Raw genomic sequence first — 231 nt, forward strand, 5'->3', positions numbered from 1 at the left:
ACTTATCACTGTCATCGTGTGTTTGGTATTGGTACTTATATTGATAAATGTACACCGCTGATAATGCCTGTAATGGACCAGAATTAAACGCAGCTAACGTTAACGGCTTAAATTCATCTACCGTATCGGTTAAGCCTAAGATCGCTAACCCCTGGTGGAAAACCTGTCGTTGCTCAGCGTCGTTAAGCAGGTGGTTATTTGCTTGCTGCTTGGCAACGGACGGCAATAAGC

The 231-nt window shown here is 44.2% G+C and carries 1 protein-coding gene; it reads right to left on the bottom strand.

Going from position 1 to position 231, the window contains the following annotated elements:
• The coding region (locus MTCD1_RS20495; protein ID WP_143760245.1) for a hypothetical protein at window positions 1-231 on the bottom strand (231 nt) is incomplete at both ends.

Source organism: Colwellia marinimaniae (genome assembly GCF_002207865.1).
GTDB lineage: Bacteria > Pseudomonadota > Gammaproteobacteria > Enterobacterales > Alteromonadaceae > Colwellia > Colwellia marinimaniae.